This window comes from Pseudomonas sp. Tn43 (genome assembly GCF_014192635.1).
Taxonomy (GTDB): domain Bacteria; phylum Pseudomonadota; class Gammaproteobacteria; order Pseudomonadales; family Pseudomonadaceae; genus Aquipseudomonas.
In genome coordinates, this window is record NZ_JACHYG010000007.1 from 47,019 (window position 1) to 70,892 (window position 23,874).

Here is a 23,874-nt window from a genome sequence, read left to right on the forward strand (position 1 = left end):
TTTGTAGGAGCGCAATACCTGACTGATCGTTCCCATGCTCTGCGTCACTAGTGTCCGGTAAAACTTTTTCAAAGCTGAAGGCTGCCTTGGGCAGCCTTCAGCTCTGTTCGCTTTTGCCTTCGGTATTCAAGGTGTTCGATGCTTAATGGGCGTTCGAACAAGCTGTGGGTCAGCCGAATGGAAAAGTCTGAAATGGACCCTGAACAACCTGAGCGGTGCTGATAAAGGTGCAGCAAAAGGTAGGTAATCAAGGCGCTGTAGATCTGCAGACGGACGGCATTTTCGGAGAAGCCGAAATACCGTTTGAGCTTGAGGTTTTGCTTGATCCACTTGAAAAACAACTCGATCTGCCAACGTTGTTTGTACAGATCGGCGACCTCCTCAGCTGAGCGAGAGAAGTCGTTGGTAACCAGCACCAGCGGCGTTTCGTGGCCGTCTCGGCGAACCTGAATCCGGCGTACAGCCTGATCCTGGTAGTGATTCGGACGTCGAGTGTTCAGGTATTTCTTACCGAACAACACCGATTCGTCCGCCTCAATGAATTCCGGTGCATCCTCTTTCCTCAAATTTTCTACGTGCTTCAGATTGGCGTTTTTCTTAAGCCGGGTGACGAAGAAAGAGCCCAGCTGATCAATCTGATGCCACCAGTTGTAGTCGCAGTAACCCTTGTCGAAAACGTACGTCATACCCGCTTCAAGCGGCATGGTCAGGGCATCGCTCAGATCGTTGACGTTGGCGGCGGTGATGTTTACATAAGTCGGGGCTGTTTGCCGTGGATCGATTGCCACATGCACCTTCATGCCTTGGGTTATGCGGGTTTTCGTCGCGGTGGTCCATTCGTCAAAACCGGGTCCACGCAGGCTAATCGAGGTCGAATCGATCAAGGTGATCATCGCCTCGAGCGACTTGCGCTGTTTGCGGCCGATGCCTTGAAGCAAGTGCTCGCAGGCCAGTCGGAACGGCTCTGAGCTGCGCTTGTTCAGCGCGTCACAAAGGGTCGAGCGCACCATGTTCTTGGCGTTGAGGTGGTGACGATGGGGTTCCAGCGACTGTGAAGCTGTCGCCAACGTGCGCAAGCTTTTAGCTTGGACAAGCTGACCGTAAATCAGCGTGATAAGTAGATCCCATGAAGTGAACTGCTTGGCATAACGATCAGCGCCACAGCGTTTGACGGCTGCTTTGAAGAGCTGATGAGGAAGGGCCTGGAGCATATGTGCAAATCGAGTGCTGCTGAACATAGGCGAAAATCGAGTCTGAAAAACCTGATTATTGCTTACGAAGCAGGCACAGCAAGGGGGAGCAAGCTCCCCCTTCAGTTTTTACCGGACACTAGTGATGCTCTGCGTGGGAATGCAGCCCGTGACGCTCTGCGTCACATCAACAGCCGAACGCGGAGCGTCCGTTGAGGCATTCCCACGCAGAGCGTGGGAACGATCGGCGACCCGAAGGTCGCCTTTGTACTCAGCCAGCGTTGATCAGAACTCGTGATCGGCGTTGTCCGGGTTCAGGTCGCTGATGCCCAGTTTGCCGGCAGCCGCTTCGATCGAACCGGTCTGCTTGACCAGCGAGGCGATGGCGTCGCGAACGATCTGGTTACCGGCAGTGTTGCCGGCAGCGATCAGTTGGTCGTAGTGCTCACCCTTGTTGGCGTGATCGACGATGACCTGCATCTTGGCTTCGGTCGCAGCCAGGTCGGCTTTCAGTGCGGTGTCGGCCGCCGGGTCGGCTTTGGCGACCAGAGACGACAGGCTCGCACCGGTCATTTTGCTGCCATCGACGCGGGTGTATTCGCCCAGGTACACGTTACGTATGCCTTTGGCGTCGTAGAACTGCGAGTTGTGGGTGTTGTCGCTGAAGCAGTCGTGTTCGTCTTCCGGAGAGTTGGCTTCCAGGGAAACTTTCATGCGCTCGCCCGCCAGTTCGCCCAGCGACAGGCTGCCCATGCCGAACAGCATTTTGCGCAGGCCGGTTTCAGCCGGTTCCGCTTCCAGCGTGGCGCGGTAGTTGTCGGCCACGTTCGGCTTCCAGTTACCGACCATTTCCTCCAGGTCGTTGACCAGCAATTGGGTCACGGATTTCAGGTAAGCGCGACGACGATCGTTGTGACCGCCGGTAGCGCCTTTGCCTTCCAGGAAGTCGGAAGCAGGACGGTTGCCAGCACCAGGGCCGGTGCCGTTCAGATCCTGGCCCCAGAGCAGGAATTCGATGGCGTGGTAGCCAGTGGCGACGTTGGCCTCGGAACCGCCCAGCTCGTTCAGGCTGGCGAGTTTTTCCGGGGTGATGTCTTTTACGTCGACCTTGTCTTCGCCGACCTGAACGCTGGTGTTGGCGATGATGTTGGCGGTGGCGCCCGGGTTACCCAGTGCGTGCTCGTAGGATTTGTCGACGTAGTCGATCAGGCCTTCGTCCAGTGGCCAGGCGTTCACCTGACCTTCCCAGTCGTCGATGATGGTGTTGCCGAAGCGGAACACTTCGCTCTGCAGGTAAGGCACGCGGGCCGCGACCCAGGCAGCCTTGGCGGCTTTCAGCGTATCGGCGTTCGGCTTGGCCAGGAACGCGTCGACGGCGGTTTGCAGGGTTTTCGCGGTGGATTCGGCATCGCTGTAAACGGCGAAGACGATGTCGGCGTAGTGCGCGACCACAGCCTTGGCGGCGGCTTCATCGACTTTACCGGTAGCAGCAGGCGCAGCCGGGGCAGCGGTGCTGGCGGCCGGGGTCGGCGCTTGTGGAGCGGCAGCCTTGTCTTTGCCTTCGCCGCAACCGGCGAGGGAAATAGCGATGGCCAGCAGACTGGCGGTAGCCAGAGGCATACGAATCATGGCGAACATCCTGCTTCGGTGATTGATGGACGCGCGGGGGGGGGCGCGCAAAACTGCGACATAATGCAAATCTTTCGCATTATGTGTAAAGGGTTGTGCTTGTAAATATTTCTTATTCAGGCGGGAGTTGTGTCGTGGATCAAGAGATCGCAGCCTCGTTTCACTCGACAGCTCCTACAGGGGAACGCAGTTCATGCAGGAGCTGTGTAGGAGCTGTCGAGTGAAACGAGGCTGCGATCTTTTGATCTTCTACAAGATAGCCGCGTTACTGCGTTGGGCTTGCTTGAGATAGGCCCCCAATTCCCGGGCCGGCAGCGGTTTGCTGTAGTGATAGCCCTGACCTTCATGGCAACCTTCGGAAATGATGTAAGCCTCTTGCTCAGCGGTTTCGACACCCTCGGCAATCACTTGCATGCCCAGGCTTTTGCCCAGCTGGATGATCGCCCGAACGATGGTCGCATCGTCGTCATCATCGAGCAGGTCCTGAACGAAACTCTTGTCGATCTTGATCTTGTCCAGCGGCAGGCTTTTCAGATAGCTCAGGGATGAATAACCGGTGCCGAAGTCGTCGATGGCGATCAGCGCGCCGGAGCGACGCAGGCTCAGCAAATGCTGGGCGGCGGTACTGATGTCTTCCATCAGGCCGGTTTCGGTGACTTCCAGTTCCAGGCTGCGCGGTGGCAGGCGATACATCTGTAGCAAATTATTGACCACCCGCGGCAACTCGGCGTGGTGCAGTTGCACGGTGGACAGGTTCACCGCCATGCGCAGGTCGAAACCCTGATCGTGCCATTCGCGCAATTGTTTGCAGGCCTGATCCAGCACCCATTCGCCGATGGCGATGATGGTGCCGTTCTGCTCGGCCAAAGGTATGAACAGGTCTGGCGGCACCAGCCCGTGCTCGGGATGTTGCCAGCGAATCAACGCCTCGACGCCCACCACGCGATGATCGCGGTAGCTGATCTGCGGCTGGTAGACCAGGAAGAACTGATCGCGGATCAAGGCATCGCGCAGGTCTTTTTCCAGCTCGCGACGTCGCCGCATTTCGGTGTCGACGCTGGCGATATAGAACTGATAGCGGTTGCGCGAACGGGTCTTGGCCAGGGTCATGGTCTGCTCGGCTTTTTGCAGCAACTTCTCGGTGCTATCGCCGTCCTCGGGGAACAAGGTGATGCCGATGGTGGCGCGCAGGCGGATTTCCTGATGATCGAGGGCGAATGCCGCTTCCAGATCATCAAGAACGCTTTGGGCCAGTTCGGCCGCTTCATAGGGTTGTTCGATGTCGGCCTGGACCAGGGCGAACTGGTCGCCACCCAAGCGGGCGAGAGCGCCGAGGCGGCCGCTATGGGCCCGCAGACGATCGGCCAGGGCCAATAGCAACTGGTCGCCAGTCTGATAGCTGAACTGTTCGTTGATGCCTTTGAAATCATCGAGCCCGACACACAGTACCGCGACCCGGCGCTGTAATTTACCGGCGTCGACGAGGATCTTGTCCAGCTGTTGCTGCAATTGCTGGCGGTTCGGCAAACCGGTGAGGAAGTCGTACTGGGCCATGCGCAACAGGCTGTTTTCCGCTTCGTAGCGCAGGTGGGTGTTGCGTTCGATGGATTGGAGCAACTGATTGGCGGTGTTGATCCACACACCCAACTCGTTCTTTTCATGCCCCTTGAGCTGGGGAATCTTGTGCGCGCTGGGCCGGTCCGGGTTGATTTCGGTCAGGTGTTCGATAATCCGTGACAGCGGTTTGGTCAGTAGCCAGTGATAGACCAGGTACAGCACCAGGGCCATGGCCATGGCTCGCAATACGCCAGAGATGAAGATGATCACCGAGCTGACAATGAAGCCCTTGCCGTAGGTGGCGGTGTCGAGGGTAATGCTCAGGTCACCGTAATACTCGCTGTAGGGCCCGCGACCCACCAGTTGGGTGGTGAAGGTGCGTTCCTTGCCCAGGATCAGATCGGTCAGCCAGCGGCTGTTGGAGTGCTGCAGCTCACGGGTTTTTTGCGCGAGCATGGCTTCGTGAGGGTGGCCGATGGAGGCCATGCGCACGGCGTCATCCTGAAACAGGCCTTCGATCACCTGCATGCCCATTTCCCGGTCCAGGCTGTAGACGGCCTGGGTCGAAGGGTCACGGAACATATCGAGGATGCGCTGGGCATCGCTGGCTACGGCTTGACGTGTTTTATAGGCATCGAAAACGATTTGCGCACAGCTCAAGACTACGCCCACGATCAATGCCGACAGGAGCACGACCCGAAGCAACTTCACCGACAAGCTGTTCTTGAGTTCCAGCTTCAAAGGGTTATTCCTTGTTCCGTGCGGGTAGCGTCAGGTTGCGATGAGTATTGGCAATCCCGTGATGTCAGTCAAAGGGACAATCCACCCCAAGGGATTTTGCCGAAAGCTTGGCGGACAGGCTGTTGTTTGGAGTATTTGCCCTATTAGCACTGTGTCGGTTGTTGAGGCCCTCAACTTGAGGGGAACGAGACAATTTTTCCTTGTGTTGATGTTAGACGGCTGTGATGAGGTGGCAAGAGGGCGAATGCCACTCGTGGTTGTGATTCAGCAGGTCATCATGCTGGCGGAGCTGGCGGTGAACCTGGCGCTGGATAACGTCGATCCGGCATAGACTGCGTTATCGTTCTTCGCGGGCAAGCCTCGCTCCTACAGGGTTTGTGTCGTACACCAATTTTTGTGTATGACCGCTTCCCCTGTAGGAGCGAGGCTTGCCCGCGAAGACGGCGGCACATCCAACATCCTCGTGCCTGACATACCACTATCGCGGGCAAGCCCGCTCCCACAGGGGTTATTGTCGTTCACAGATTACGAGTACGACACACCTCTACTGAGCCTACTCGCGATAGCGTCCTGACAGACGACTAATCTCTTTCTGCTGCACTCGACCGATCGTTCCTACGCTCTGCGTGGGAATGCCGCCAGGGACGCTCCGCGTTCCGCTTTTGAATGTTTAATGGATGTGTCAAAACCTAGAACTTTTCCACGCATTTTTCAGGTTGTTCGTTGGAAGCGAGCCCTCTAGCCTTGGGCTGTCGCTGAAAACTCAGCGATCGGGTGTGAGAGCCCGGCAACTTATGGTCATCCAGTGTCTGTACACGCATAATCGCCGCCAGCTGGCCCGCAGCGCCATGCGGCGATGGCGATTCAGCAGGTCATCATGCTGGCGGAGCTGGCGGTGAACCTGGCGCTGGATAACGTCGATCCGGCATAGACTGCGTTATCGTTCTTCGCGGGCAAGCCTCGCTCCTACAGGGCAGCTCGACACACTTTCCCGAGCCCACAAAAAAACCCGGCAAAAGCCGGGTTTCTTGACGGGCGCGAAGCTTAAGCGGTGAAGGTTTTGCCTTCGAACTGCTCAGCCACGAACTTCCAGTTGACCAGGTTCCAGAACGCTTCGACGTACTTCGGACGAAGGTTGCGGTAGTCGATGTAGTAAGCGTGTTCCCAGACGTCGCAAGTCAGCAGCGGGGTGTCGCCGCTGGTCAGCGGGTTGCCGGCGCCGATGGTGCTGGCCAGGGCCAGGGAACCGTCAGCCTTTTTCACCAGCCAGCCCCAACCGGAACCGAAGGTGCCGATAGAGGTTTTGCTGAACTCTTCCTTGAACTTGTCGAACGAACCGAACGCTGCGTTGATGGCATCAGCCAGCGCGCCGGTGGGTTGACCGCCGGCGTTTGGCGCCAGGCAGTTCCAGTAGAAAGTGTGGTTCCAGACCTGAGCGGCGTTGTTGAAGATACCGCCCGAGGAAGTCTTGACGATTTCTTCCAGGGTCTTGCCTTCGAACTCGGTGCCTGGCACCAGGTTGTTCAGGTTCACGACGTAGGTGTTGTGGTGCTTGTCGTGGTGATATTGCAGAGTTTCCTCTGAAATGTGCGGCTGCAGGGCATCGTGTGCGTAAGGCAGCGGCGGTAATTCGAAAGCCATGATGATTCTCCTAATCAGGTCAGTTGCGGTGGGCGCAAGGCCGATCACGGGCGGCCAGACATGCGCCGGGGAGTTTGTACTCTTTGCGGCGCAGGGATCGGATCATAGCACCGGGGGTGCGGCATAACCACGCAACAACTGTGTGGAATAGAGGTTCCAGAGCCTTTTGGAATAAATCATCCGGCGCTGATCAGCTGGAACGCTACGGTGAACATCATCACGGCGACCAACAGGTCGAGAATTCGCCAGGTACTCGGCCGTGCCAGCCACGGCGCCAGCCATGCCGCGCCAAGGGCCAACGTGAAAAACCACAATAATGACGCACTGGCCGCGCCCACCACATAAGCACCGGGCTCGGTTTGTTGAGCGCCCAGGGAGCCGATCAGCAACACGGTGTCCAGATAAACGTGCGGGTTGAGCAACGTCACCGCCAACGCACTGAGCAGCACCGCCCGCAGCGAGCGCACGGTCTGGTTTTCGCCCTGTTGCAGGCTTTGTTTCGAGCAGGCCCTGCGCAATGCCAGGCTGCCGTACCACAATAGAAACGCCGCGCCACCCCAACGGGCGATGGCCAGCAGGGTCGGGTTTTGCGCCAGCACCGTCGCCAGGCCGAACACTCCGGCGGCCACCAGCAGCGCATCGCAGGTGACGCAGAGCGCCGCCACCGGCAGGTGATGTTCACGCCGAAGGCTTTGCGCTAACACGAATGCATTCTGGGTGCCGATCGCCATGATCAGCCCGGCGGCCACCAACAGGCCGTTCATATAGCTTTGCCACATAGGTTTTACTCCGCGTTGGACGCCAGATCCCGCAGTACTTGCAGGGCACGTTCGGCATCGGCCTGGCCGACGAACAAATGGTCGTGGTAGTACCCGGCGATTACGTTGCAACTGATGCCGGCCTGGCCCAATGCCGTGGCGAACGCGGCGGTCAGGCCAACGGCTTCGAGGGCCGAGTGCACGTTCAAGGTGATCCAGGCGGCGACATAATCGAAGCTGAAACCGGCCTTCTCGGCGTGGGAGCGTTGCAGAATCACCGTCAGGCCTTCCTGTTCACGAAAACTGCCGACAATCTCCAGGCCTGCGGGCAACGTGCCGTTGCGCACTGTGCAGAACACATACTCGCCGTCGTTGAGTTGCGGGCTCATGCTGCGCAGCAGGGTTGCCAATGACGTTTCGCCAGCCATGTCGGTGATCCTTGTTCAAGAGTTCTTGCTGGTCATTCTCCGGTTGAACGTTGTATAAGAAAAACCAATAGTCCTGATCGCTCATTAGGAAAACTGATGTTCGACTACAAGTTGCTTTCTGCGCTCGCCGCCGTCATCGAGCAGGCCGGATTCGAACGCGCCGCGCAGGTGTTGGGGTTGTCCCAATCGGCCATTTCCCAGCGGATCAAATTGCTGGAAGCCCGGGTCGGCCAACCGGTGCTGGTGCGGGTCACACCTCCGGCGCCGACGGAGATTGGCCGGCGATTGCTCAACCATGTGCAGCAGGTGCGATTGCTTGAGCGCGATCTGCAAACATTGGTCCCGGCGCTGGATGAAGAAGGGCTGCCGGAACGCCTGCGCATCGCTCTGAATGCCGACAGCCTTGCCACTTGGTGGGCCGAGGCGGTAGGGGACTTTTGTGCCGAACAACATTTGCTGCTCGACCTGGTGGTCGAAGACCAGACCGTGGGCCTCAAACGCATGCGCGCAGGTGAAGTGGCGGGATGTCTTTGCGCCAGTGAGCGGCCGGTGGCCGGTGCGCGCAGCGTGCTGTTAGGGGCGATGCGCTACCGTGCGATAGCCAGCCCGGCCTTCATTGCCCGGCATTTTCCCGAAGGCGTGCGCGCCGACCAGTTGGCCAAAACCCCGGCCCTGGTGTTTGGCCCGGATGATTTTCTGCAGCATCGCTACCTCGCTTCCCTCGGCGTGGACGGCGGTTTCGAACACCATTTATGCCCATCGTCCGAAGGCTTTCTTCGCCTCACGGAAGCAGGGCTGGGCTGGGGCCTGGTGCCTGAGCTGCAGGTGCGCGAGCAGCTGGAGCGCGGTCAATTGGTGGAGCTTTTGCCAGATAAGCCGATCGATGTGCCGCTGTACTGGCATCATTGGCGCAATGGGGGTCAGCTGTTGGGGCTACTTACCGATCAATTGGTGCGCTCGTCGAAGCAATGTCTCGTGCCCTTCGGGCAGTTTTAAGCGTCTAGCTGCAAGCTGCAAGTGAAGAGCCTGCGCATCATTTTTAATTTGCAGCTTGAAGCTTGAAGCTTGAGGCTTTGCAGCTGTATCGAAGGAATACTTCATGAAGATTCTGGTCACCGGCGCAAGCGGCTTCATTGGCGGACGCTTTGCGCGTTTCGCCCTGGAGCAGGGCCTGGACGTGCGGGTCAACGGTCGCCGGGCCGAGAGCGTCGAGCATCTGGTGCGCCGTGGCGCCGAGTTCATTCAGGGCGACTTGAGTGACCCGCAACTGGCGCGCGACCTGTGTTCGGATGTCGAAGCCGTGGTCCATTGCGCCGGCGCGGTGGGTTTGTGGGGGCGCTATCAGGACTTTCATCAAGGCAACGTCGAAGTCACCGAGAATGTGGTCGAGGCCTGTCTGAAACAGCGGGTTCGGCGCCTGGTGCACCTGTCGTCGCCGTCGATCTACTTTGATGGCCGCGATCATCTGGGGTTGACCGAAGAGCAGGTGCCCAAGCGTTTCAAACACCCCTACGCCGCGACCAAATACCTGGCTGAGCAAAAAGTCTTCGGCGCACAGGAATTCGGTCTCGAAACCCTGGCCTTGCGCCCGCGTTTCGTGACCGGCGCCGGCGACATGAGCATTTTCCCCAGACTGCTGAAGATGCAGCGCAAAGGGCGGTTGGCGATTATCGGCAATGGCCTGAACAAGGTCGATTTCACCAGCGTGCAAAACCTCAATGAAGCATTGCTCAGCAGCTTGCTGGCCAGCGGTTCGGCCTTGGGCAAAGCCTACAACATCAGCAATGGAGCGCCGGTTCCGTTGTGGGATGTGGTCAATTACGTGATGCGTCAAATGGATGTCCCACAGGTGACCCGCTACCGTTCCTACGGTTTGGTCTACAGCCTTGCCGCGCTCAACGAGGGCGTGTGCAAGCTGTGGCCCGGTCGTCCCGAGCCGACGCTATCGCGGCTGGGCATGCAGGTCATGAACAAAAACTTCACCCTGGACATCAGCCGCGCACGGCATTATCTGGACTACGATCCGAAAGTCAGCCTCTGGACCGCCCTCGATGAATTCTGCGGCTGGTGGAAGGCTCAGGACATTCACTGACGCCCCTTACTGAACCGAGTGCGGGGTTCAGGGTCAACCGGTGCGGCCGCGAGGGTTATACTTCGCCGCATCAAGCCATCACCGCGTTTCACAAAGGTTGACCCTAATGCCCATGCGTAACGATGCCAACGACGACTTCGACGATGTCCCGAGCCTGCGCGCCCAGAGCCTCGATGATGATGATTTTCCAACCACCGCTCGCACTTCCGTGCATTCGCGCACCACACCGGTGGTCAAGGTCAAAGGCTCGAGCACCGGGCCTCTATGGGCATTGGTCGGCGCGTTGTTCTTTGCCTTCGCCGGCCTTGCCTGGTGGAGTTTTCAGCAGATTTCGCTGATGGAACAGCAGCTGGTGGCGACCCAGGAAAGTTTCGCGCGTATCAGTGAGGAAGCGGCGGGGCGCTTGCAGGACATTTCCGGCAAGGTCGTGGCCAGTCAGTCCAACGTCAACACCGGCAGCGAAGCGTTGAAGCTGCAAATCAGACAGCTCGAAGGCAAGCTCCAGGACCAGACCAAGCAGCTGGAAAGCAAGCTTCAGGATCAGGGCAAACAGCAGCAAGGTGTACTCGGCCAGACTTCCGAACTGGACAAGCGTCTGGCGCAAATGACCGCGCAGGCCACCGAACAACAGACCGCCAATGCCCAGTTGCAGGCGCAGGTCAAAGCCTTGAGCGGCGAACTGGCCGCGTTGAAGAACGCGTCGGCCGATACCAGCCAAATCGATGCCCAGCTCAAAAGCCTGGGGGCCGACATTACCGCGCTGAAGAGGCAAGGCAATCCAAGTGCCGCGATCGAGCGCCTGGAGCAAGACATGATTGTGCTCAAAAGCCAGCAGGACAACCGCCCGGCCGCCGCACAAGGTGGCACCAACACCGCCGAGTTCGACGCCTTCCGCGGCCAGGTCACCCGCAACATCAACACCCTGCAGGCGCAGATTCAGAATCTGCAACAGCAGCTGCGCAACCGGCCTTGATTGACTGATGCGGTGATGGGGCCTGTGGCGTTGATCGTTCCCACGCTCTGCGTGGGAATGCCTCAAGGGACGCTCCGCGTTCCAATAGGACCAGAGCGTGGGAACGATCGGTCGGAGGGGTTAGCGAACCGTGTCCTCCCGCCCCCGCAACACTCTATTGGGCATGGCAATCGCCGCCGCCAACCCCAGCAGCGATACCGCCGCGCTGACCATCAGCAAATGCCGGAAGGTCAGCAGCAGCTCTGCGCGCAAGGCGTCCTGCGCATCCCCCGGCGCGGCGTTCAAACCGTCGAGCAAGACATTCCCCGAATGGCCCTCGGCAATCAGCGACGAGCCGGCCAGGTGCGCGAAACTTGAATCCTGCAACAGCGTCAGCAGCAGCGCCGACATCAGCGCCACCCCCACGGCACCACCCAGGGAACGGAACAGATTGGTGGTGCTGGTGGCGACGCCAATGTCCCGTTGTTGCACCGAGTTTTGCGTGCCCACCAACGACGTCGGGAACTGCATCCCGCTGGCGATGCCGCTGAGCAACATGAACAGGCTGCTCAGCACAAACGCCTGAGGCGCACTGAATGCCATGCCGAGAATCGAGAACGGCATCAACAACGCGCCAGTCAGGATCATCGGCTTGTAACGACCGCTCACCGAGGTCTGGCGTCCGGCAAAATACGCGCCTATCGGCAAACCCATGGCCAGCGGCAACAGGTGCAGCGCAGCGCTGTCGGCCCCGGCGCCGGTGACGCTCTGGAAGCGCAGCGGCATCAGCACGATCAAGGAAATCGCCTGGAAACTGGTGAAGAAAATCGTGCACCAGCAAAGAATCGCACTGCGGTTGGCGAACAAGTGCATCGGCAGCAGCGGTTCCCGCGCCCGCCGTTCATGCCAGGCGAAAACGGCCAGCACCACCACCGCACAACCGAGTAACCCCGACACTTCAGTGCTGCGCCACGAATAGCCTTGGCCAACCTGAGTAATGCCTAGCAATAACGCCGTCAGGCCGATGATCATCAGCAAAGTGCCGAAGTAATCGATGATCGGCCTGCGCTGCGGCACTGGCAAACCCACCAGCGTTCGGTGAGCCACCAACAAGGCACCCAGGCCCAATGGAAGGTTGATCAGGAACACCCAGCGCCAGGACAGATATTCGGTCATGTAGCCACCGAGCACCGGGCCGGCCACGCTGGCCACCGCGTACATGCTGCTGAAGTAACCCTGATAGCGACCGCGTTCGCGGGGTGGAACGATGTCGCCGATGATCGCCTGGCTCACCGAAATCATTCCCCCGGCGCCAATGCCCTGAAGAATCCGCGCCAGCACCAATTGCTCCATGCTCTGGGCCATGCCGCAAAATAACGATGTCAGGGTGAACACGCCCATGCCGAACAGCATCAACTTGCGACGCCCATACAGATCGCCAAGTTTGCCGTAGATTGGCACTGCCACGGTCATCGCCACCATGTACCCGGAAATCACCCAGGCCAGCAGGCTGACATCTTTGAACTGCGCGGAGATGGCCGGCATCGATACCGCGACGATGGTCTGGTCCAGCGCGCCCAGAAAAATCGCCAGCATCAGGGCGATCAGCACGCTGCGAATGGCCGGTTTTGGCGTTTCAGGCTGGTTGAGATTGGTCACGGGTAAACCTGCGGGCAGTGATGAGCCCGCAGCAGGCAAGGCGAGCGGGATGCTCGCCAGTGTAAGTCGATAGCAGGCTATTCGATAGCCTCATAAGGAAGACCGACGTAATTTTCTGCAATGGTTTTTCGGCCAGCCTCGGAGTCCACGAAATAGGCCAGCTCCGATTCGCTGATGCGCTGACTGAACGCGTCATGCTCGTCGAAGCGATGCAACATCGAGGTCATCCACCAGGAAAACCGCTCGGCTTTCCACACCCGACGCAAACAGACCTCGGAATACTTTTCCAGCAAATCCACACGGCCTTCGCGGTAAACCTTCAACAGGATATTGAACAATGTACTGACGTCGCTGGCCGCCAGGTTCAAACCCTTGGCGCCGGTGGGCGGAACGATGTGAGCGGCGTCGCCGACCAGGAACATCCGACCGTACTGCATCGGTTCGACCACGAAACTGCGCAGCGGCGCGATACTTTTTTCGATCGACGGACCGGTCACCAGCGTGTTGGCAAGGGCGGTCGGCAGACGGGATTTGAGCTCATCCCAGAAGCGCTGATCGGACCAGTCTTCGACGTTGTCCTGGGCCGGTACCTGGAGGTAGTAACGGGTACGGGTCGGCGAACGCATGCTGCACAGCGCAAACCCCCGTTCATGCCGCGCGTAGACCAACTCTTCGTGGACCGGTGGCGTGTCGGCGAGAATCCCCAGCCAGCCGAACGGATAAACCCGTTCGAACACTTTCAGGCAGTCCACAGGAATCGACTGCCGCGCCACGCCATGAAAGCCGTCGCAACCGGCAATGTAGTCACAATCGAGTCGATAGGTTTCGCCGTCCTTGTCGAAGGTGACAAAGGGTTCGGCGGTTTTCATGCCGTGGGGGACGACATTGCTGGCGGCATAGATCGTCTGTGCACCGGCGTCCCGACGAGCGGCCATCAGGTCGCGGGTGACCTCGGTCTGGCCATAAATCGTTACGGTTTTACCGTCCGTCAGCGCCTGCAAATCGATGTGTACCCGGCGCCCGTCGAGGGCCAGTTCGAAGCCTGAATGCACCAGCCCTTCGGCGTCCATGCGCTGACCCACTCCGGCCTGACGCAACAGCTCTACCATGCCTTGTTCGAGGACACCGGCGCGGATGCGCCCGAGCACATAATCCGGCGTCTGGCGTTCGAGGATCAGGGTGTCGATACCGGCGTTATGCAGCAATTGGCCGAGTAGCAAACCAGAGGGGCCGGCGCCGATGATGGCGACTTGGGTTTTCAGTGTTTTCATTGTTTTTATGACTCGCAAGCTCCACACGGCCAAGGCCGGTGAATGATTTTTATGGATCGAGTACTTGCATTTTTCACTTGCGAGTCTGTCAATTGAAGGGGAAAACTGAGCCGATACCTGTACATTCTGCCAATCGGTGCGATTATCGCCCCGTTACCCTCGAGGCCTGGATTGAAGTGATGAACAAGCCTGACCTGCCATCGATTCCGGTGTTCAAACTCTACGGTGAAAGCCTGGACTGGCCGACCCCCGACTTATTGCATTGTGAAACCATTTCCAAACGCAGCCGCGAACATCAATGGGAAATCAAACCCCACCGCCACGCCGATTTGTGTCAGTTACTCTTCGTTTTCAAAGGTCAGGCAGAGCTTGAAATCGAAGGTAAACGCTCGCAATTGAGCGAGCCGGCAATCCTGGTGTTGCCACCGTTATCGGTGCATGGTTATCGGTTTTCCGAGGACATCGAAGGTTTTGTCGTCACGCTGGCTGCGCCGCTGATCGCCCACCTGCAAGCACAACTGGGCAATTCGGTAAACGCCCTGGCACAGGCCGAAAGCTATCCGGCGGGCAAGGACAGCGAGTACCTCAACAGCCTGTTTTCAGCGTTGCAAAGCGAGTACACCGGCCATCAACCGGCGCGGGAAATGCTCATGCATTCGCTGGTCAGCGTGATCATGGTGTGGATCAGCCGCCAGGTAATTCAGCGCCAAACCGCCACCCAGCGTCCGCAGCGGGCGCGGGAATACCTCAACGGCTTTATTCAACTGGTGGAAGAAACCTATCGCCAGCACGTCAAGGTCGAGGACCTGGCCCATCGGCTGGGGATTTCCGTGTCCCACCTCAACGGCACGTGCCGTGAACTGGCGGGGCAACCGGCGTTGCAGATCATGCACGAGCGTCAATTGCTGGAGGCCAAGCGCTTGCTGACCTACACCAGCATGACCATTTATGAAATGTCCGATGTGCTGGGGTTTTCCGATCCGACCAACTTCACACGCCTGTTCAGGCGTCGCGTGGGGATTTCGCCCAAGGCCTTTCGCGACCGTTTGAAGGCCGATCAGGACCCTGCCGGTAACGAGACCTGAACCCCTGTGGCGGGGGCTTGTCGGAATGCCGCATCACCCCGTTCGGCTGCGCAGCAGTCGTAATTCGGTGAATGCGGTGTTCGCATTGAAATGCTGGGGTCGCTTCGCGACCCAACGGGGGCAAGCCCCCTCGCCACAGGGTTCGTTACCGGAGGGCGTTGAGGCTTGCGTTGTGAGGAATGCAGCGCTCGAAGTTGCAGCTCGCGTATTCACGGGGCTGTTGTCGCAACTGCTCGACCCGCCAGGCGGCCGTGCCATACAGCGCCAGCGTTGTCGCGCACGTGATGAAAATGGCGAGGTATCTTCTTGTTTTGATGTTCATGGCGTTGACCTCTGAACGAATACCTTTCGGTACTGCTTTGAGCATAGGTCAGTGCCGGTGAGTTGTGTAGGAGCTGCCGAAGGCTGCGATCTTTTGATCTTGATCTTCTCGCCGCCCCTGAAGATCAAAAGATCGCAGCCTTCGGCAGCTCCTACCGGGTATACGCCGAGCTTTTGTAGGAGCTGGCGAAGCCTGCGATCTTTTGATGTTTAAAGACCTGCATCCCACGCCGGTTCTTCCGGAAATCTGAGCACCAGAAAATCCAGCATGCTGCGCAACGCCGCCGGCATGTGCTTGCGTGAGGCATACACCGCATAGATGTTCAGTTGCCGGGGCTTGGCCTGGGGCAACAGGCGGATCAGTTCGCCGCTGTGGATATGCACGCCGGCCAGGTAACTGGGCAGCATCACCACGCCGGCCCCGGCCATCGTCGCGCGCAACAGTGTGCTGGCTTCGTTGGCGCTGATGTTGCCCTGTACCGGCACCGAGACGGGCTCGCCGTCCTGTTCGAAATGCCAGAGGCTCTTGCCGAAGTAGGAGTGGGTCAGGCAATTGTGCAGGCTCAGGTCCTCGACCCGTTGCGGTGTCGGATGTTCGCGCAGGTAAGCGGGAGAGGCGCAGATCACCGAGCGGCAGACCGTCAGCCGCCGGGCGATCAGGTTCGGGTCCAGGTCGTTGCTGGTGCGAATGGCCAGGTCGATGCGTTCATCCACCAGGTTCACCGTGCGGTCGAGCATTTGCAGATCGATGCTGACGCCGGGGTAACGTTTGACGTAAGCCGCCATGGCATCGGCCAGTTGCGCCTGGCCGAACGAGGTGCTGACGCTGATCCGCAACAGGCCTCGCGGAGCGTTGTCCGGTTCGCTGACGGCGGCTTGCATGTCGGTGGATAGCTCGAGCATCTGCCGACAGCGGGGCAGAATCTCGCTGCCGGCAGCGGTCAGGCTCAATTTGCGCGTGGTGCGGTGCATCAGTCGCGCGCCGACCCAATCCTCCAACTCCGCCAGGTAGCGTGAAACCACTGGCCGTGACAGATCCAGATGATCGGCCGCGGCCGATTGGCTGCCCAGGTCCACCACCGTAACGAACACCCGCATTGCTTGTAGACGATCCATGATTTGCCCGCTTTCAGAAACAAACTATGTTCAAGCATCGCATTTTTTGTATCGAACCAGGCAACTAAGCTCTGCTCCCATCGGCCAACACGGCATTCGGACAACGGAGCAACAGATGATCGGACTCACTTCAATCAAACGCATTCTTCTGGCAACCGCCACGCTCGGCTTCGCGGCCCATGCCGCGGCGGCGTCCACCCTGACGCTGGACGTTTACAACCCTGGTACCCACGCGGTCTTCCCGGTGACCTCGGTACTGGTCAGCGGCGAGAAGGAAGCGATTCTGCTGGACGCGCAATTCGGCAAAGCCCAGGCCGAACAAGTGGTGGAAAAAATCCGCGCCAGCGGCAAGCAACTGACCACCATCTACATCAGCCACGGTGATCCGGATTACTACTTCGGCCTCGACACGGTGACCAAAGCGTTTCCGAAGGCCAAAGTGCTGGCTTCGCAACCGACGGTTGATCACATCAAAAAAACCGTCGACGGCAAACTGGCGTTCTGGGGCCCGAAAATGGGTGCCGACGTGCCGGACAAAACCATCGTGCCGCAGGTGCTCAAGGGCGACAGCCTGATGCTGGAAGGGCAAAAATTGCAGGTGATCGGTCTGGACGGCAAGCAACCGGATCGTAGCTTTGTGTGGATCCCGTCGATCAAGGCTGTGGTCGGTGGCGTGGTCGTCGCCGAAAACATTCACGTGTGGATGGCCGATACCCAGACCCCGCAATCCCATGCCGATTGGCTGACGACGCTGCAGGCGATTGAAGCGCTCAAGCCGACCACCATTGTGCCGGGTCACTACCTCGGCGAGAGCGCGCGTTCGCTGGCGGCGGTGCAATTCACCGCCGATTACATCAAGGCGTTCGACGAAGAAACCGCCAAGGCGAAAGACGCTGCCGAACTGATCGCCGCAATGAACAAACGCTACCCGACCCTGGGCGAAGAAAGCTCGCTGGAACTGAGCGCCAAAGTCGCGAAGGGCGAGATGAAGTGGTAATCCGCTGAGATGATCGTTCCCACGCTCTGCGTGGGAATGCAGCCCGGGACGCTCCGCGTCCCATCAAAAGCCGAACGCGGAGCGACCGTTGAGGCATTTCCACGCAGAGCGTGGGAACGATCAACAGATTCACCCAAACCAACTGGAGAAACGTCATGAGCAACATCGCAATCATCGGTGCCACCGGTCGTGCCGGTAGCCAACTGTTGGAAGAAGCCCTGCGTCGCGGTCACAGCGTCACGGCCATCGCCCGCGATACCTCGAAGATCGCCCCGCGTGCCGATGTCGTGAGCAAAAACGTCGATGTGCTCGATGCCGCTGCCTTGCAAGCTGCCGTGACCGGGCATGATGTGGTGATCAGCGCAGCGCATTTCTCCACCATTCCCGCCAGCGCGATCATCGAGCCGGTGAAGACGGCCGGGGTCAAGCGTCTGCTGGTGGTCGGCGGTGCCGGCTCGCTGTTGCTGCCGGATGGCACGCGGGTGATCGACAGCGAAGGCTTCCCCGAGGAATACAAGGCCGAGGCCAGCGCCGGTGCCGCGTTCCTCAATACCCTGCGTCAGGAACAAGACCTGGACTGGACCTTCCTGTCGCCGTCGGCAGAGTTTGTCGAAGGTGAGCGCACGGGTACATTTCGGGTCGGCAAGGATGACTTGCTGGTGAGTACCGAAGGCCGCAGCTGGATTACCTTTGCTGACTTCGCCATTGCACTGCTTGATGAAGTGCAAACGCCGAAACATTCACGGCAGCGGTTTACTGTCGGGTATTGATCGTCTGATCGTTCCCACGCTCTGCGTGGGAATGCCTCAACGGACGCTCCGCGTTCGGCTTTTGATGGGACGCGGAGCGTCCCGGGCTGCATTCCCACGCGGAGCGTGGGAACGATCTGTCGAGGAGTTTCGGTTCAGCGCGATTGAGCCTGCTCCACCAACCACCCCATCAATTCACGCAACTTCGGCGAAGGCTCCGGTTTCTCGGGGAACACCAGGTAATACGCCAACCCGGTTTTCACCTTCAAATCAAAAGGCATGACCAGCCGTCCGGCACTCAGGTCATCGCCGATCAACGACCAATCACCAATCGCCACGCCCGTCCCTTGGGACGCCATCGACATCGCCAGGTCCAGGGTTTCGAAATGCTGCCCTTTGCCGACATTGCTCAGGCGAATATCCGCGGCTTTCAGCCAAGCATGCCAGTCCCGTTCATCACGGGTGGGGTGCAGCAACAAGTGCTGTTGCAGATCGGTCGGTGTCTGCAAAGCCAACGGCCCTTCAAGCAGCGGTCGGGAACACACGGGCGTCAGTTGCTCATCGAACAGATGCCGGGAGGCCAGTGAATTGTCCGGCGGCGGGCCATACATCACCGCTGCATCGAACTGCTCGCGATGAAAGTCCACACCGTGTTTGACCGTGGTGGTCAATTCCACCGGTACATCCGGTCGCTCCTTTTGCCACTGCAACAGGCGTGGCAACAGCCAGCGCATCACGCAGGTCGGCGCCTTGAGTTGCAGGGTTTCGCGCTTCTCGCCGATCTGCTCCACGGCCTCGTCGATCAGGCCGAAAATCTGCTGCACCCGTGGCAGCCATTCCCGTCCTTCGGCGGTCAGGCTCAAGCCCCGCGCCAGGCGAATAAACAGCTCATAACCCAGATGATCTTCCAGCCCGGCGATCTGCCGGCTCACCGCGCCTTGGGTGATGTGCAGCTGTTCGGCGGCCCGGGTGAAGTTGCAGCACTGCGCGGTGATCAGAAAAGTGTGCAGCGCCGACAGGGGAGGCAGTCGTTTCATTGGGATCCAAGGTATGACGTGAGGACATGGCTAGTATGACTTTTTATCCATTGTTGCGGCTACGTGTCGCCCGTTCCAATGAGGCCATCCCTGGACCTGCCGATCCATCATAAACACTGCGCAGGTCCGGCGTCTCAAACGAACAAGAAGGGCAAAGACATGGCGACGTGTGGCGAAGTATTGGTCAAGTTACTCGAAGGTTACGGGGTCGAGCAGGTGTTCGGCATTCCCGGGGTTCACACCGTGGAGCTGTATCGCGGGCTGGCCCGTTCGGGCATCAATCACGTCACTCCGCGTCACGAACAGGGCGCCGGTTTCATGGCCGACGGTTACGCACGCACCAGCGGTAAACCGGGTGTGTGCTTCATCATCACCGGCCCTGGCATGACCAACATCACCACCGCCATGGGCCAGGCTTACGCCGATTCGATCCCGATGCTGGTGATCTCCAGTGTGCAATCGCGCAGCCAATTGGGCGGCGGTCGCGGCAAGCTGCATGAACTGCCGAACCAAAGCGCACTGGTCGGCGGTGTGGCGGCGTTCTCTCACACTTTGATGTCGGCCGCTGAATTGCCGGGCGTATTGGCTCGCGCCTTCGCACTGTTCCAAGCGGGTCGTCCGCGTCCGGTACACATCGAAATCCCTTTGGACGTATTGGTCGAAGAGGCTGATGACCTGCTCGTCAGCGTGCCGGTGAATATCGATCGCGCCGGTGCTTCGCCTAGTGCGATCAGTCGCATGGCTGACCTGCTGGCCGATGCCAGGCGCCCATTGATTCTCGCCGGTGGCGGTGCCATTGATGCGGCGGCCGAATTGACCGAACTGGCCGAACGGCTGGACGCACCGGTGGCCCTGACCATCAACGCCAAAGGCATGCTCGAATCCCGTCATCCGTTGCTGATCGGTTCGACCCAAAGCCTGGTGGCCACCCGCGCGCTGGTCGCCGAGGCCGACGTGGTGCTGGCCATCGGCACCGAACTGGCCGAAACCGATTACGACATCACCTTTGCCGGCGGCTTCGAAATTCCTGGCGTGCTGCTGCGCGTGGACATCGACCCTGACCAAACCGTGCGTAATTACCCGCCGACAGTCGCGTTGGTGGCCGACTCGCGCAACGCCGCCCAGGCCTTGCTGAGTGCGCTGTCCCACCAGTCGCTGGCCGAGCGTTGCAACGATTGGGGCCAGGTACGTGCCGCGCGTTTGCGCGATGAATTGGCCGCATCCTGGGACGCCCCGACGCTGGCCCAGACTCGCTTCCTGGAAACCGTTTTGCATGAATTGCCGAACGCGGTGTTCGTCGGCGATTCGACCCAACCGGTGTACACCGGCAACCTGACCTTCAACCCGGAGCGCCCGCGCCGCTGGTTCAACTCGTCCACCGGTTACGGCACCCTCGGTTACGCCTTGCCAGCGGCGATTGGCGCCTGGCTCGGTGGCCGCGTCGAAGGCGGCGCACGCCCTCCGGCGGTGTGCCTGATCGGCGACGGTGGCCTGCAATTCACCCTGCCGGAACTGGCCAGTGCGGTGGAAGCCCGCACCCCGGTGATCGTCCTGCTGTGGAATAACCAGGGCTACGAAGAGATCAAGAAATACATGGTCAACCGTGCCATCGAGCCGGTGGGCGTGGACATCTACACCCCCGATTTCATCGGTGTGGCCAAGGCCCTGGGCTGTGCGGCCGAGGCGGTCAGCAGTGTTGACGGATTGCGTGATGCGTTGCGCCTCGCCACCGATCGCCAGGGCCCGACCCTGATTGAAATCGACCAGACCGAGTGGATGAAGGCGGTGTCGCAATGAGTTTTCCAACTACTTTGGATGGCCTGTACATCAACGGCCAATGGGCCGCCGGCAACGAACATCTGCGCGTGATCAACCCGGCGACCGAAGCCCTGTTGACCACCGTTAATGGCGGCGATGCGCAGGCCGTCGATCAGGCCATCACAGCCGCGACCCATGCGTTCAAACAATGGTCGAAAACCACCGGCGTCGAGCGCGGGGCGATCCTGCGCAGAATCACCGCGGGCGTGCAGGCCGGCCGTGAGCAGTTGATGAAATTACAGTCGAGCAACAACGGCAAACCGTTGTTCGAAGCGGCCATCGACGTCGACGACGTGATCGCCACCTTTGAATATTACGCCGAGCTGGCCGAAGGCCTGGACGCCAAGCAAGACAGCGCCGTGGCGTTGCCGAGCGATGATTTCAGCGCCCGTTTGCGCCGCGAACCGTGCGGTGTGGTGGGGCTGATCGTGCCGTGGAATTTCCCGATGGTCACCACCGCCTGGAAACTCGCCCCGGCCCTGGCCGCCGGTTGCTGCGTGGTGCTCAAACCGTCGGAAGTGACGCCGCTGCCAGAGCTGCAACTGGCGACGATCATTGCCGAGGCCGGTCTGCCAGACGGTGTGTTCAATCTGGTCTGCGGCACTGGCCTGGCCGTCGGCGCGCCGCTGTCGGCTGACCCACGTATCGCCAAGATTTCCTTCACCGGCAGCAACGCGGTGGGCGTGCAGGTGATGCAGCGAGCGGCAGAAACGGTGAAAGGCGTGAGCCTGGAACTGGGCGGTAAATCTTCGCTGCTGGTACTCGCCGATGCCGATATCGAATTGGCGGTGGAAGTGGCCTGTGGCGGTGGTTTCTTCAACGCCGGGCAGATGTGTTCCGCCACCAGTCGCGTGCTGGTGGCCGATGAGCTGGCGCAAGAGTTTGTCGCGCGATTGAAGGCACGCGCCGAAGCCATTCGCGTGTCCGACCCGTTCGACCCGAACGTGGAAATGGGCGCACTGGTCAACCAAGTGCAATACCAACGTGTGCTGGGCCACATCGATCGCGGTTTGAGCGCTGGCGCAAAGCTGATCTGCGGCGGTAATCGGCCGGCAGATTTGCCCCGCGGCTATTTTTTGCAGCCGACTCTTTTCATCGACGTGCCCCTCGACAGTGCGTTGTGGTGCGAAGAGATTTTCGGCCCGGTGATTTGCGTGCGCAGTTTCACCTCTGAAGCCGAGGCGATTGCCCTGGCCAACGACAGCCAGTTCGGCCTGGTGGCCAGCGTGGTTACGCGTGATGCCGACGCGGCCGATCGGGTCGCCAACGCTTTGCAGGCGGGGCTTGTGTGGATCAACGCGCCGCAGGTGATCTTCCCGCAGACCGCCTGGGGTGGCTACAAACAGAGCAGCATCGGCCGCGAATTGGGGCCGTGGGGTTTGCAGGCTTTCCAGGAAATCAAACACGTGATTCGGGCCGTCTGACAGCACGAAAAAGGTGAGCGCATGCCTCGCGATGAGGCATGCGCCAGCGTCATGGCTTCAATGAGTTTTTATCGATAGTCAGGTGTTTTGCACGACCTCAGGATGAACCCGCAGGTCAAGCTCAAGTCCTTTGAAACCGGGGACTTCAGCCGATCTGGCCGCGCGGATGCAACGGTTGCGACCAACCTCATACTTAAAAAAACAAAGGGAGTCCTTCATGGGCGAGCACGATCTGAACAGACGTCAATTCATCAAAACCGTGGGCGTAGCGTCCGTGGCTGCGGCGGCCATGAGCATGCCGTTCATCAAGGCCAATGCCAGCGACACACGCTTCCAGGGCAAAACCCTGCGCTTGCTGACGTGGTCCGACGACACCGGCCTTGCGGCACTGCGCAATATCGCCGCGACGTTCGAAGCCAAGTACGGCTGCAAAGTCATCGCCGACCGCACCGGCAGCACCTCGGAGATGGTCGCCAAACTCAAGGCCGGCGGTGATCGCCCGCAGTACGACATTATCACCCTGGCCGGCGTCGGCGCCGAAGGTCTGGCCGCCGCCAACCTGCTGGAAAAACCCGATCTCAACCGCATCCCTAACCTGATCGATGTGCCGGAAAAATACCGCACTGGCGCCAACGGTCACGGCATCGGTTACCTGCTGTGGTGCAACAGCCTTGTCTACAGCACCCGCACCATCAAGGAGGCGCCAGACAGTTATGCCGCCCTGTGGGACGCCGAACTGTCGCCGAACATCTTCCTGCCGCCGCCGAACTGGACCGAGGCCATGGACCTGATCATCATCGCCGCCAAACTGGCCGGTGGTGACGAACACAACATCGAGCCAGGTTTCAAGAAGCTCGCCGAGCTGAAAGACCGCGTCGTGACCTTGGGCGAGAACCCGAACCAGATCGCCGAGCTGTTCCGCACCGGTTCCCTGGACATGGGCGGCTTGTACGCGCCGGCGTTTTTCCCTAAACAGATTCGCGATTCGTCCTACGGCCTGGGCGCCACGTTCGGCATGAAGGAAGGCTTTTATACCGACCTGATGCTGTCGGTGATGCCGAAGAATCGTCCGGGCGATATCGATTTGGCCTACGCCTTCATCAACCACTCTCTGGACCCGCTGGTGCAGGGCAAGATGGCCGAAGATATCTACAACGGCCCGGTCAACGCCAAGGCGATCATCTCCGCCGAAGCGCGCAAGAGCCCGTACATCCTCACGCCGGAGCAGATTGCCGAAAAGGCGATCATGCATGACAACGCCTTCCTGGCCACCGTGCATGACCAATGGATTCGTCGTTACACGGAAATCTTTTCTTCCTGATCTGAATGGCGAGGAGGTTCTTCGAGCCTCATTGCGGCACAGGTGTGACGGCTGACCGGATCTCCCTGTAGGAGCTGCCGAAGGCTGC

The 23,874-nt window shown here is 59.6% G+C and carries 21 protein-coding genes and 1 pseudogene; 11 read left to right on the forward strand and 11 right to left on the reverse strand.

The features are described 5' to 3' along the window. Window positions 1-68 precede the first annotated feature (68 nt). The 3 genes from FHW68_RS18665 to FHW68_RS18675 form a co-directional block, all read right to left on the reverse strand. Window positions 69-1,238: an IS4 family transposase gene (locus FHW68_RS18665; protein WP_183682170.1), complete on the reverse strand. Its 1,170-nt coding sequence runs from the start codon at window positions 1,236-1,238 to the stop codon at window positions 69-71. Window positions 1,239-1,475: 237 nt separating this feature from the next. After that, window positions 1,476-2,819: an imelysin family protein gene (locus tag FHW68_RS18670; RefSeq protein ID WP_095632240.1), complete on the reverse strand. Its 1,344-nt coding sequence runs from the start codon at window positions 2,817-2,819 to the stop codon at window positions 1,476-1,478. A 249-nt stretch (window positions 2,820-3,068) separates the two neighbouring features. Beyond that, window positions 3,069-5,117 carry a bifunctional diguanylate cyclase/phosphodiesterase gene (locus FHW68_RS18675; RefSeq protein WP_095632239.1) on the reverse strand — a complete coding sequence of 683 codons (2,049 nt, stop codon included), beginning with the start codon at window positions 5,115-5,117 and terminating at the stop codon, window positions 3,069-3,071. Window positions 5,118-5,157: 40 nt separating this feature from the next. Here FHW68_RS18675 and FHW68_RS18680 point away from each other — a divergent pair, with 40 nt between their 5' ends. Both FHW68_RS18680 and FHW68_RS27560 read left to right on the forward strand, forming a co-directional pair. Further along, complete coding sequence (locus tag FHW68_RS18680) at window positions 5,158-5,448, forward strand: hypothetical protein (protein ID WP_183682631.1); 291 nt, start codon at window positions 5,158-5,160, stop codon at window positions 5,446-5,448. Between the two features lie 504 nt (window positions 5,449-5,952). Next, window positions 5,953-6,048 (forward strand): annotated as a pseudogene (locus FHW68_RS27560) (DUF6124 family protein); the annotation flags it as partial. 113 nt (window positions 6,049-6,161) lie between these two features. Here the strand turns inward: FHW68_RS27560 and FHW68_RS18685 are convergent. The 3 genes from FHW68_RS18685 to FHW68_RS18695 all read right to left on the reverse strand — a co-directional run bounded on the left by FHW68_RS18685 (window position 6,162) and on the right by FHW68_RS18695 (window position 7,944). Further along, entirely contained in the window at window positions 6,162-6,758 is a 597-nt protein-coding gene (locus tag FHW68_RS18685) for a superoxide dismutase (protein ID WP_007898423.1), read from the reverse strand. Between the two features lie 176 nt (window positions 6,759-6,934). Then, window positions 6,935-7,537, reverse strand: a complete 603-nt coding sequence (locus tag FHW68_RS18690) for a LysE/ArgO family amino acid transporter (RefSeq protein ID WP_183682173.1) — start codon at window positions 7,535-7,537, stop codon at window positions 6,935-6,937. 5 nt (window positions 7,538-7,542) lie between these two features. Beyond that, window positions 7,543-7,944, reverse strand: coding sequence for an ACT domain-containing protein (locus FHW68_RS18695; protein WP_183682176.1), 402 nt, complete (start codon window positions 7,942-7,944; stop codon window positions 7,543-7,545). Between the two features lie 96 nt (window positions 7,945-8,040). Here FHW68_RS18695 and FHW68_RS18700 point away from each other — a divergent pair, with 96 nt between their 5' ends. The 3 genes from FHW68_RS18700 to FHW68_RS18710 all read left to right on the forward strand — a co-directional run bounded on the left by FHW68_RS18700 (window position 8,041) and on the right by FHW68_RS18710 (window position 11,009). Then, window positions 8,041-8,940 carry a LysR family transcriptional regulator ArgP gene (locus FHW68_RS18700; protein ID WP_095632237.1) on the forward strand — a complete coding sequence of 300 codons (900 nt, stop codon included), beginning with the start codon at window positions 8,041-8,043 and terminating at the stop codon, window positions 8,938-8,940. 103 nt (window positions 8,941-9,043) lie between these two features. Then, window positions 9,044-10,036 carry an NAD(P)-dependent oxidoreductase gene (locus FHW68_RS18705; RefSeq protein ID WP_183682179.1) on the forward strand — a complete coding sequence of 331 codons (993 nt, stop codon included), beginning with the start codon at window positions 9,044-9,046 and terminating at the stop codon, window positions 10,034-10,036. 106 nt (window positions 10,037-10,142) lie between these two features. Further along, a complete protein-coding gene (locus FHW68_RS18710; RefSeq protein WP_183682182.1) occupies window positions 10,143-11,009 on the forward strand; it encodes an ATPase in 867 nt (288 codons plus the stop codon). A 120-nt stretch (window positions 11,010-11,129) separates the two neighbouring features. On the opposite strand, the gene FHW68_RS18715 is transcribed toward FHW68_RS18710, so the two are convergent. Next, on the reverse strand, window positions 11,130-12,647 hold the full coding sequence (locus FHW68_RS18715) for an MDR family MFS transporter (protein ID WP_183682185.1): 1,518 nt from the start codon (window positions 12,645-12,647) through the stop codon (window positions 11,130-11,132). 77 nt (window positions 12,648-12,724) lie between these two features. Then, window positions 12,725-13,918: a 4-hydroxybenzoate 3-monooxygenase gene (gene pobA, locus FHW68_RS18720; RefSeq protein WP_183682188.1), complete on the reverse strand. Its 1,194-nt coding sequence runs from the start codon at window positions 13,916-13,918 to the stop codon at window positions 12,725-12,727. Between the two features lie 179 nt (window positions 13,919-14,097). Here pobA and FHW68_RS18725 point away from each other — a divergent pair, with 179 nt between their 5' ends. Further along, the gene (locus FHW68_RS18725) at window positions 14,098-15,003 is read left to right on the forward strand and encodes a helix-turn-helix domain-containing protein (protein ID WP_095632232.1); all 906 of its coding nucleotides are present in this window, start codon (window positions 14,098-14,100) and stop codon (window positions 15,001-15,003) included. A gap of 145 nt (window positions 15,004-15,148) precedes the next feature. Here the strand turns inward: FHW68_RS18725 and FHW68_RS18730 are convergent, their stop codons facing one another. Together FHW68_RS18730 and FHW68_RS18735 are read right to left on the reverse strand one after the other, a co-directional pair. Continuing rightward, window positions 15,149-15,370: a hypothetical protein gene (locus FHW68_RS18730; protein WP_095632231.1), complete on the reverse strand. Its 222-nt coding sequence runs from the start codon at window positions 15,368-15,370 to the stop codon at window positions 15,149-15,151. A gap of 164 nt (window positions 15,371-15,534) precedes the next feature. After that, window positions 15,535-16,440: a LysR family transcriptional regulator gene (locus tag FHW68_RS18735; protein ID WP_221217200.1), complete on the reverse strand. Its 906-nt coding sequence runs from the start codon at window positions 16,438-16,440 to the stop codon at window positions 15,535-15,537. Window positions 16,441-16,555: 115 nt separating this feature from the next. On the opposite strand from FHW68_RS18735, the gene FHW68_RS18740 reads away from it, so the two are divergent. Both FHW68_RS18740 and FHW68_RS18745 read left to right on the forward strand, forming a co-directional pair. Then, a complete protein-coding gene (locus FHW68_RS18740; protein ID WP_183682191.1) occupies window positions 16,556-17,437 on the forward strand; it encodes an MBL fold metallo-hydrolase in 882 nt (293 codons plus the stop codon). A 155-nt stretch (window positions 17,438-17,592) separates the two neighbouring features. Next, entirely contained in the window at window positions 17,593-18,207 is a 615-nt protein-coding gene (locus tag FHW68_RS18745) for an NAD(P)-dependent oxidoreductase (RefSeq protein WP_183682194.1), read from the forward strand. Between the two features lie 134 nt (window positions 18,208-18,341). Here FHW68_RS18745 and FHW68_RS18750 read toward each other — a convergent pair whose 3' ends face one another. Next, window positions 18,342-19,223, reverse strand: a complete 882-nt coding sequence (locus tag FHW68_RS18750; RefSeq protein ID WP_183682197.1) for a LysR substrate-binding domain-containing protein — start codon at window positions 19,221-19,223, stop codon at window positions 18,342-18,344. Window positions 19,224-19,382: 159 nt separating this feature from the next. On the opposite strand from FHW68_RS18750, the gene FHW68_RS18755 reads away from it, so the two are divergent. The 3 genes from FHW68_RS18755 to FHW68_RS18765 all read left to right on the forward strand — a co-directional run bounded on the left by FHW68_RS18755 (window position 19,383) and on the right by FHW68_RS18765 (window position 23,786). Further along, window positions 19,383-21,020: a 5-guanidino-2-oxopentanoate decarboxylase gene (locus tag FHW68_RS18755; protein ID WP_183682200.1), complete on the forward strand. Its 1,638-nt coding sequence runs from the start codon at window positions 19,383-19,385 to the stop codon at window positions 21,018-21,020. Further along, window positions 21,017-22,465: an aldehyde dehydrogenase family protein gene (locus FHW68_RS18760; protein WP_183682203.1), complete on the forward strand. Its 1,449-nt coding sequence runs from the start codon at window positions 21,017-21,019 to the stop codon at window positions 22,463-22,465. The genes FHW68_RS18755 and FHW68_RS18760 overlap by 4 nt, the downstream gene beginning before the upstream one ends. A gap of 217 nt (window positions 22,466-22,682) precedes the next feature. Beyond that, complete coding sequence (locus FHW68_RS18765) at window positions 22,683-23,786, forward strand: ABC transporter substrate-binding protein (protein WP_095632224.1); 1,104 nt, start codon at window positions 22,683-22,685, stop codon at window positions 23,784-23,786. The last annotated feature ends 88 nt before the right edge of the window (window positions 23,787-23,874 follow it).

Coding starts and splice junctions, on each gene's coding strand:
- FHW68_RS18665 (WP_183682170.1), bottom strand. CDS start 1,238: ATGTTCAGCAGCACTCGATTTGCACATATGCTCCAGGCCCTTCCTCAT.
- FHW68_RS18680 (WP_183682631.1), top strand. CDS start 5,158: ATGAGTATTGGCAATCCCGTGATGTCAGTCAAAGGGACAATCCACCCC.
- FHW68_RS18695 (WP_183682176.1), bottom strand. CDS start 7,944: ATGGCTGGCGAAACGTCATTGGCAACCCTGCTGCGCAGCATGAGCCCG.
- FHW68_RS18755 (WP_183682200.1), top strand. CDS start 19,383: ATGGCGACGTGTGGCGAAGTATTGGTCAAGTTACTCGAAGGTTACGGG.
- FHW68_RS18700 (WP_095632237.1), top strand. CDS start 8,041: ATGTTCGACTACAAGTTGCTTTCTGCGCTCGCCGCCGTCATCGAGCAG.
- FHW68_RS18670 (WP_095632240.1), bottom strand. CDS start 2,819: ATGATTCGTATGCCTCTGGCTACCGCCAGTCTGCTGGCCATCGCTATT.
- FHW68_RS18760 (WP_183682203.1), top strand. CDS start 21,017: ATGAGTTTTCCAACTACTTTGGATGGCCTGTACATCAACGGCCAATGG.
- FHW68_RS18690 (WP_183682173.1), bottom strand. CDS start 7,537: ATGTGGCAAAGCTATATGAACGGCCTGTTGGTGGCCGCCGGGCTGATC.
- FHW68_RS18745 (WP_183682194.1), top strand. CDS start 17,593: ATGAGCAACATCGCAATCATCGGTGCCACCGGTCGTGCCGGTAGCCAA.
- FHW68_RS18710 (WP_183682182.1), top strand. CDS start 10,143: ATGCCCATGCGTAACGATGCCAACGACGACTTCGACGATGTCCCGAGC.
- FHW68_RS18725 (WP_095632232.1), top strand. CDS start 14,098: ATGAACAAGCCTGACCTGCCATCGATTCCGGTGTTCAAACTCTACGGT.
- pobA (WP_183682188.1), bottom strand. CDS start 13,918: ATGAAAACACTGAAAACCCAAGTCGCCATCATCGGCGCCGGCCCCTCT.
- FHW68_RS18730 (WP_095632231.1), bottom strand. CDS start 15,370: ATGCTCAAAGCAGTACCGAAAGGTATTCGTTCAGAGGTCAACGCCATG.
- FHW68_RS18735 (WP_221217200.1), bottom strand. CDS start 16,440: ATGGATCGTCTACAAGCAATGCGGGTGTTCGTTACGGTGGTGGACCTG.
- FHW68_RS18685 (WP_007898423.1), bottom strand. CDS start 6,758: ATGGCTTTCGAATTACCGCCGCTGCCTTACGCACACGATGCCCTGCAG.
- FHW68_RS18765 (WP_095632224.1), top strand. CDS start 22,683: ATGGGCGAGCACGATCTGAACAGACGTCAATTCATCAAAACCGTGGGC.
- FHW68_RS18705 (WP_183682179.1), top strand. CDS start 9,044: ATGAAGATTCTGGTCACCGGCGCAAGCGGCTTCATTGGCGGACGCTTT.
- FHW68_RS18740 (WP_183682191.1), top strand. CDS start 16,556: ATGATCGGACTCACTTCAATCAAACGCATTCTTCTGGCAACCGCCACG.
- FHW68_RS18750 (WP_183682197.1), bottom strand. CDS start 19,223: ATGAAACGACTGCCTCCCCTGTCGGCGCTGCACACTTTTCTGATCACC.